Origin of the sequence: Fulvivirga aurantia (assembly GCF_009711475.1) — a bacterium.
In the GTDB taxonomy this organism is placed as follows: Bacteria; Bacteroidota; Bacteroidia; order Cytophagales; family Cyclobacteriaceae; genus Fulvivirga; species Fulvivirga aurantia.
The window spans coordinates 1-7,116 of sequence record NZ_SMMD01000746.1 but is presented as its reverse complement, the minus strand read 5'-3'; the positions used below and the strand labels follow the sequence as shown (position 1 = coordinate 7,116).

Annotated in this window: 6 protein-coding genes and 1 pseudogene; 3 read left to right on the top strand and 4 right to left on the bottom strand. The window is 40.0% G+C overall.

The window, feature by feature from the left end; genetic code table 11:
- Window positions 1-363: 363 nt before the first annotated feature.
- Window positions 364-600: a hypothetical protein gene (locus E1176_RS08925; RefSeq protein WP_155210262.1), complete on the bottom strand. Its 237-nt coding sequence runs from the start codon at window positions 598-600 to the stop codon at window positions 364-366.
- Window positions 601-624: 24 nt separating this feature from the next.
- On the bottom strand, window positions 625-1,734 hold the full coding sequence (locus E1176_RS08920) for an adenylate/guanylate cyclase domain-containing protein (RefSeq protein ID WP_155210261.1): 1,110 nt from the start codon (window positions 1,732-1,734) through the stop codon (window positions 625-627).
- A gap of 154 nt (window positions 1,735-1,888) precedes the next feature.
- Here E1176_RS08920 and E1176_RS08915 point away from each other — a divergent pair, with 154 nt between their 5' ends.
- Both E1176_RS08915 and E1176_RS08910 read left to right on the top strand, forming a co-directional pair.
- Window positions 1,889-2,311: an ABA4-like family protein gene (locus tag E1176_RS08915; protein WP_155210260.1), complete on the top strand. Its 423-nt coding sequence runs from the start codon at window positions 1,889-1,891 to the stop codon at window positions 2,309-2,311.
- Window positions 2,312-2,392: 81 nt separating this feature from the next.
- A pseudogene (locus tag E1176_RS08910) lies at window positions 2,393-3,294 on the top strand (histone deacetylase family protein).
- Window positions 3,295-3,361: 67 nt separating this feature from the next.
- Here the strand turns inward: E1176_RS08910 and E1176_RS20930 are convergent.
- Window positions 3,362-5,314, bottom strand: coding sequence for a CHRD domain-containing protein (locus E1176_RS20930; RefSeq protein WP_222933120.1), 1,953 nt, complete (start codon window positions 5,312-5,314; stop codon window positions 3,362-3,364).
- A gap of 73 nt (window positions 5,315-5,387) precedes the next feature.
- Complete coding sequence (locus E1176_RS08900; RefSeq protein ID WP_155210259.1) at window positions 5,388-6,080, bottom strand: NUDIX hydrolase; 693 nt, start codon at window positions 6,078-6,080, stop codon at window positions 5,388-5,390.
- An 84-nt stretch (window positions 6,081-6,164) separates the two neighbouring features.
- Here E1176_RS08900 and pfkA point away from each other — a divergent pair.
- The coding region (gene pfkA / locus E1176_RS08895) for a 6-phosphofructokinase (RefSeq protein ID WP_155210258.1) at window positions 6,165-7,116 on the top strand (952 nt) is incomplete at its 3' end.

The window sequence follows — 7,116 nt, the reverse complement described above, 5'->3', positions numbered from 1 at the left end:
AAAAGGTCCCTCCACAAGGTCGGGATGACTAAAATGGCAAATTGGACTTTAAAAGCTCTTTCACTCGTGATTTGAGAATCTTATGTTTATTTTCAAGAGATTCCTGATCTCCGCTACGCTCGTCAGGAATGACGCTCGTTTGTGATTGGTCGTGCTTAGAGAAGAGAAACAACTTCAATGTGATCAATCTCACTCACAGCTCAAAGCTCGAAACTCACAGCTAAAACCTCACAGCTTTTAAATGACTCTTCGGACTGCTAAGATCGTCTTATGAGTGACATTCTAAATCTTGACACTTACTCATTGATAATTGCTAATTGTTCATTGTTCATTGCCAATTGCTAATTGCCAATTGCTAATTTCCTACGCATCTCTCCAGCCATAAGGGTTGATGTCTGCACTAGATATTTCTGCATCAATTTTTTCGGAAGCTATATCTTCTACATAGCGCATTGTCAAGGTGTTCCACATCAAGCGACTTACTTCGTTTTTGAATTTTGTCTTGTCATTGGCAAAATGATACTTGATTAATTCGGCCTTATCAGCACACTCTATCATTTCTGATTTTCCTGATTTATAGACTATTGTATACTCTCTCATCGGTCTGTTAATTATTGTTACTATTTATAAAACCGATAAACTTTCAATATGTTCTGAAACTTTTAAATAAGTATATAATTTTATCGGCTTACTCTTACCGCGGAGTTGTTTATCACTCACATAATCGAAAGCGTAACTATCGCCCAGCTTTTGATATAAATCTTCGCTTATCAGCACTTCAGTGCCAAACTCTTTGCAGGCCTCCATGAGTCTTGCCGCTGTATTTAGTACATCTCCAGAGTAAACAATTTCTTTCTTTATTATTCCAATTTCGCCTACCGTTACCGTTCCGCAATGTATACCGACTTTAAATTTGGGATAATCACCAAACTGATTGATATACACGTCTTTTTTATTGTCGATTAAGGTCTTAATCGCCAAATAACAATCGATACATGCCGGTCTGTTTTTGATTATCGTTTGTTGCCATGAGACGGTGATCTCGTCACCCACATATTGGTAAATCTCACCTCTCGAATTTAAAATTGGCTCTGTAATGTCTTTAAAAAATTGCTGCAAAAGCAGAAAATACTGCTTACTCCCGATCTTTTCAGCAAGAGCTGTCGACTCGCGTAAGTCCAAAAACATAAATACTCTAAACTCCTGCTGCGGATGATAGTAGCTGCCCAAAATAAGTTTTTTGAGTACACCAGGCCCGTATTTGTCGTTTACCTCTAGTAGAAATACTGTAAGAATTACGATCACAAACCAAAAAGCAACTACCTTCCAAATGCCATAATCCGTCATGAGTCCCATTCCTCGCAAAATAACCTCGTCAGACCAGGGTGTATTTTTAAGTAAAATGCTGCTATTTATGAAAATAACCAGAAATGCCACTAATAATATAAGTGCCATGTACGTGGCACCGTGAAGGAGTAAAAGTTTTCCGTAGCTAAATTTTTTGAACTTATCACGCAGATAAAATACGATAAAACTGGCACCGAATAGACCTCCCAGAAAGGGTGCTACCAGACTCAGCATAATGTGGTTGTAAACTGTAGTACTGTCTGGTAAAAACACAACGTATTGAGAGGCACTGTAATCGAAAACTATGAGGTCATAAATCGAAAAAAAGAGACCAATGAGTAACCAAAAAGTAACAATTACCAGCCATTGCTTTATTTTATATCTCAATTTTGGCTTCACAATACCTACAATTAAAATGTTTAATAAGTTAGTATTTAAAGCTTTAACATACCAGCAACTGCTAAATATTGAATTTTGCGATTAAGTATTTACCCCCTCCCGATTTATCCATTATCTTGTTAATCGATACAACCATTAAACTATGCCTGGAACAGCCGATATTTTTAAAATTGTAAATGCAGCTGTATTACCATTTTGGATACTCCTCATCTTTTTCCCAAAAAAGACATGGCGCAACCCGGCAGTCTATATTTTCTGCGTGGTTATGTCAATTTTATATGTGGTTTATGTGGTGACGGGTTTAGGTGATTTCAACCCTGAAGCATTTAACTCTTTGGCAGGAGTAAAAGCGCTATTTACACAAGATGAGGCCGTACTAGGCGGGTGGATTCATTATCTCACGTTTGACCTTCTGATGGGCAACTGGATTGTAAATCAAGGTATCAAATACAAAATCAATCACCTACTCATTGTCCCATGCCTGTTCTTTTGTTTTATGTTCGGTCCATTTGGTTATCTACTCTTCTCACTGCTTAAACTTTACCAAGTAAAAAATCTGACCTAAACTGTCTCAGGAGGCTTATTTTATCTATCAATTAATCATTTTTGCAACGCAGTTGTTATTAATTGTGCACATAAAATACTTATGCTTAAGATAGCCTGGTCAGAAATTTACAATCATCCTCTCCAGAAAAACATCGTTTTCCTATGGAAAAGTATGACCTGCTACCTGAACAATTGCTTCACGAAGGCACAGCAGAATCAGATAATTTTTTCAAGCCCAGGAAGCTCACTGAGGAAGAAATACTTTCCACTCACAAAGCAGAATATTGGGAAAAGCTTAAGCAGCTGAGTTTATCTAAATCTGAAGAGCGCAGAAGTGGGTTCCCATTATCTGATCTCATAGTAGAAAGAGAAATCACTATCAATGCAGGTACGATTCAGGCCGCTGAGTTTGCGCTTACATACGGTATTGCTATGAATATTGCTGGTGGCACACATCATGCCTTTACTGATCGTGCCGAAGGATTTTGTTTTCTAAATGACATTGCGATAGCTGCAAATCATTTGTTAAATAAGAATCTGTCTGAGCAAATTCTGGTTATAGATCTGGATGTACATCAGGGAAATGGCACTGCAGAGATTTTCCGGCCTCAACCCAGGGTATTTACATTTAGTATGCATGGTGAGAAGAATTATCCCATGCACAAAGAGCAGTCAGATCTTGATGTGGCTTTACCCGATGGTACCGATGATAAAACATACCTCAAGCTTCTTGACAAACACCTCAAACAGCTCATAGACCAGGTACAGCCAGATTTCCTCTTCTTTCAATCAGGTGTAGACGTGTTAGCGACTGATAAACTTGGCAGGTTAGGAATGACTATCGAGGGTTGTAAGCAAAGAGATAGAATGGTTTTACAAACTGCTAAAGACAATAACTTACCGATTGTGGCTAGTATGGGCGGTGGTTATTCTGAGAAAATCAAAGACATAATCGAGGCCCACGCCAACACCTATCGTCTGGCACAAGAGATTTATTTTTGAGATAAGCTACAAAAAAAAGCCCTGCTCAACTTGAACAGGACTTTGTATTTATTCAATAATAAAACGCTTATGGTGCGTTGCTTCCTATATCTCCTTGTGCCACTACAGTCAAATCTCCATCACTAAGGTGTATATTGATATAACCATCGTAATCTAGTACATCAGAATAACCGAATGAAGTCTCATCATCTAAGGCAGCCAGGTTTGTAAAGCTTTTACCTGTTTCTCCATCTACATTGTTAAATGTAAATACTATTGGGCCAGTCTCAGCTGCTGAGTTTGCATGAATGTGAGCAGGGTGGCTTCCATCAATCGGTGTACCAGTAAGTGATAGAGTAGCTAGCGCCTCTCCATTCACTCGCTCTTCAAAAATAGCAACTCCACTAACTCCGCTGCCTCCGAATTCCGCTAAAGCATATTCTACTGCTGTACCAGTAAGTTCGTTTTCTCCTATATCACCTTGAGCAACTATAGTTCCTAGCATGTCAGAGCTTAGGTGTACATTGATATAGCCGTCATATGCTAACACATCATCGTAACCAAAAGCACTATCGTCATCAAGCTTAGCAACGTTAGTTACACTCATACCTGTAGTACCATCAACTGAAGTGAAAGTAAAAGCAATGTCTCCGCCCTCAGCTGCAGTATTCATATGAATATGAGCTGGGTGTTCACCACCATCAGGAGTTCCTTCCAGGGATAATGTCGCTAGAGCTTCTCCATTTACTCTTTCTTCAAACTTCGCTGTACCACTAATGCCTGGTGCGTCTTTCTCAAACAATGTGTATGTTTTAGACTCTCCAGTTAATTCATTGACACCAATATCTCCCTGAGCCACTATCACTCCTAATTCTGAAGCACTTAAGTGTACGTTGATGTAACCATCGTAAGCCAGTACATCATCATATCCAAATGCACCACCACCATCAAGTTCTGCAACGTTAGACATGCTCATACCAGTAGTACCATCAACAGCGTTGAATGTAAATGCAATATCACCACCTTCAGCCGCAGTATTCATGTGAATATGGGCAGGATGCTCTCCTCCATCAGGTGTCCCTTCAAGAGATAATGTTGCTAAAGCTTCTCCGTTTACTCTTTCTTCAAACTTAGCTGTACCGCTAATGCCCGGAGAATCTTTCTCAAACAATGTATATGTTTTAGACTCACCAGTTAGTTCGTTTACACCGATATCTCCTTGTGCCACTATGGTTCCTAACTCACTTGCACTCAAGTGTACATTTACATAACCATCGTAGGCCAATACATCATCATAACCAAACGAACCTCCACCATCAAGTGCAGCTACATTTGTCATACTCATTCCTGTCGTGCCATCAACAGCATTAAATGAAAACGCTATGTCACCACCTTCGGCTGCAGTATTCATGTGAATGTGTGCCGGGTGTTCACCTCCATCTGGTGTATTGTCTAAAGAAATGGTAGCCAATGCTTCACCACTTACTCTCTCTTCAAAAGTAACTGTACCACTTATACCTGCCACAGCTCTTTCGCCAAGGTCGTATGCTTTACTGGTACCTGTAAGTTCGTTTACTCCAATATCGCCCTGAGCAACAACCGAAAGATCATTTTCACTCAAGTGCACATTGATATATCCATCAAAATTTAAAAGTTCGTTATACGAAATATCAGCTCCCGCATCGGTGCTACTCACGATCGTAGTACTAATACCTGTTGATCCATCTACTGGCTCGAGAGATATTGCAATGTCTCCCGTTTCTACAGCAGAATTTACATGAATATGTGCCGGATGAGAACCTCCATCTGGCGTGCCGTTTAATTCTATCACAATAGAAGTGGTGTTGTCATCAAGCTCAGTAAATGTAGCTGTACCACTGATGTCTGAATCATTGACTTCAGCCAGATTGTAAGATTTCTCATTACCTGTTGGTGAAGTAGGCGCTACGCCATCGTCATCGTCTCCACAGCTTACAAAAGCTGCTCCGAATAAGAGCACCATCAATAATGGTGCATTAAAGATTTGTTTTAATTTTTCCATCGTTTTTTTGTTTAGTTGTATTCTGGTTTCAACTAGAACCTATGAAACCGATGGTTGTTCATTATTTTTCAGATTATTCTGAAAGCTCAAAAAGCTGAGCCGGCTTATGGCTTACACCTTTCTGCCATTCGTCAAGAGGTTTGAGAATATCTTTGGCTAAAATCTTCTTTCTAAAGTTCCGTTTATCATAGTTTTCGCCAGATATAACCTCATATAATTCCTGCACCTGTGAGAGTGTAAATTTAGGAGGCAATAGATTATAAACGATTGGACTCACATCTATCTCTCTTCTCAGCGCTTCAATGCCTTTTTGAATAATTTCCTCATGATCAAAAGCCAGGTCATGTGATAAATCCTTAAAAGACAACCATTGCACATCTACTGCAAAGTTTGAAGGGTGAGGTTCAAATTGCATTATATTGACTAAAGCAAAATATGCCACGGTGATAACCCTTGCCTCAGGATAGTCACGTGTTTTTTGTAACCAGATTTTATCAGAAGGCTTCTTTACCCTGGCGGGATCCCCAAAAGCACCAAACTGTTTTAAATATACATTGTCTAAAGTAGTGAGTTCCTGCAACACCCGGTGTGCTGCATCATCCAACCCTTCATCGTCTTGGATTAAATCTCCCGGAAGGCTCCATGAGAGCAAACTTCGATCATTGGCTATCGATGCATCTCTTTGAATAAGAAGCACTTTTAGCTCACTTTCTGCATATCCAAAAACCACACAGTCAACCGAAATATTGGGATTGAGAACTCTCATAGTCTAAATATAGATTAATTTCTGCACTTAGTGTACTTATTACACTAAGTTTGTGTAATTTTAAGTTTTAAGAAAGAGAAAAGCATGAAAAGAATAGCTGTACTTACCTCCGGGGGCGATGCTCCGGGCATGAACGCTGCGATAAGAGCAGTAGTAAGGGCGGGTGTATATTACGAAAAGGAAGTCTTTGGTGTATATGAAGGATATGAAGGGCTGATTGCTGGTAATTTTGTGAAATTGAAAGTGCGCTCAGTGAATAATATTTTGCACAGAGGGGGTACTTTTCTAAAATCAGCCAGAAGTGAAGAGTTTAGAACACCAGAAGGCAGAAAAAAGGCAATAAAGCAGCTAAAGAAAAAAGAAATTGACGGTCTCGTAGTGGTTGGTGGTGATGGTACATTTACCGGAGCCATGAAACTCTCTGAAGAAAGCGGCATACCCATTATTGGCATACCGGGCACTATCGACAACGATTTAGCCGGTACTGACTACACACTTGGTTTTGATACAGCTACTAACACGGTAGCACATGCTATAGACCAAATAAGAGACACCGCACTTTCTCATAACCGACTATTTTTTATCGAAGTTATGGGGCGTAACTCCGGAGCTATTGCTGTAAGATCAGGAATTGCCGGAGGTGCTGTAGCCACACTTATTCCTGAAAAGGACATGTCTACGGAAGCGCTTATCAAAAAGCTCGACAAAGGTGGGAAGCGCGGTAAGACATCGAGTTTGGTAGTAGTAGCTGAAGCCGGCTCACCAGGTAGAACTTACACTCTGGCAGATGATGTGAAAAAATCGAGACCGGAGTTTGATGTAAAAGTTACTGTTCTTGGGCATTTACAGCGTGGTGGTTCACCAAGCTGCTTCGATCGTGTATTGGCAAGCAGACTGGGTGTAGCGGCTATTGAAGGACTTATTGATGGCAAAAAAGATGTGATGGCAGGCATTGAAAATGATGCTGTAACTTATACCACTTTTAAGCATGCCATAGAAACTCCAAAGCCGGTTGAAGAAGAGGCATTCAGGGTTT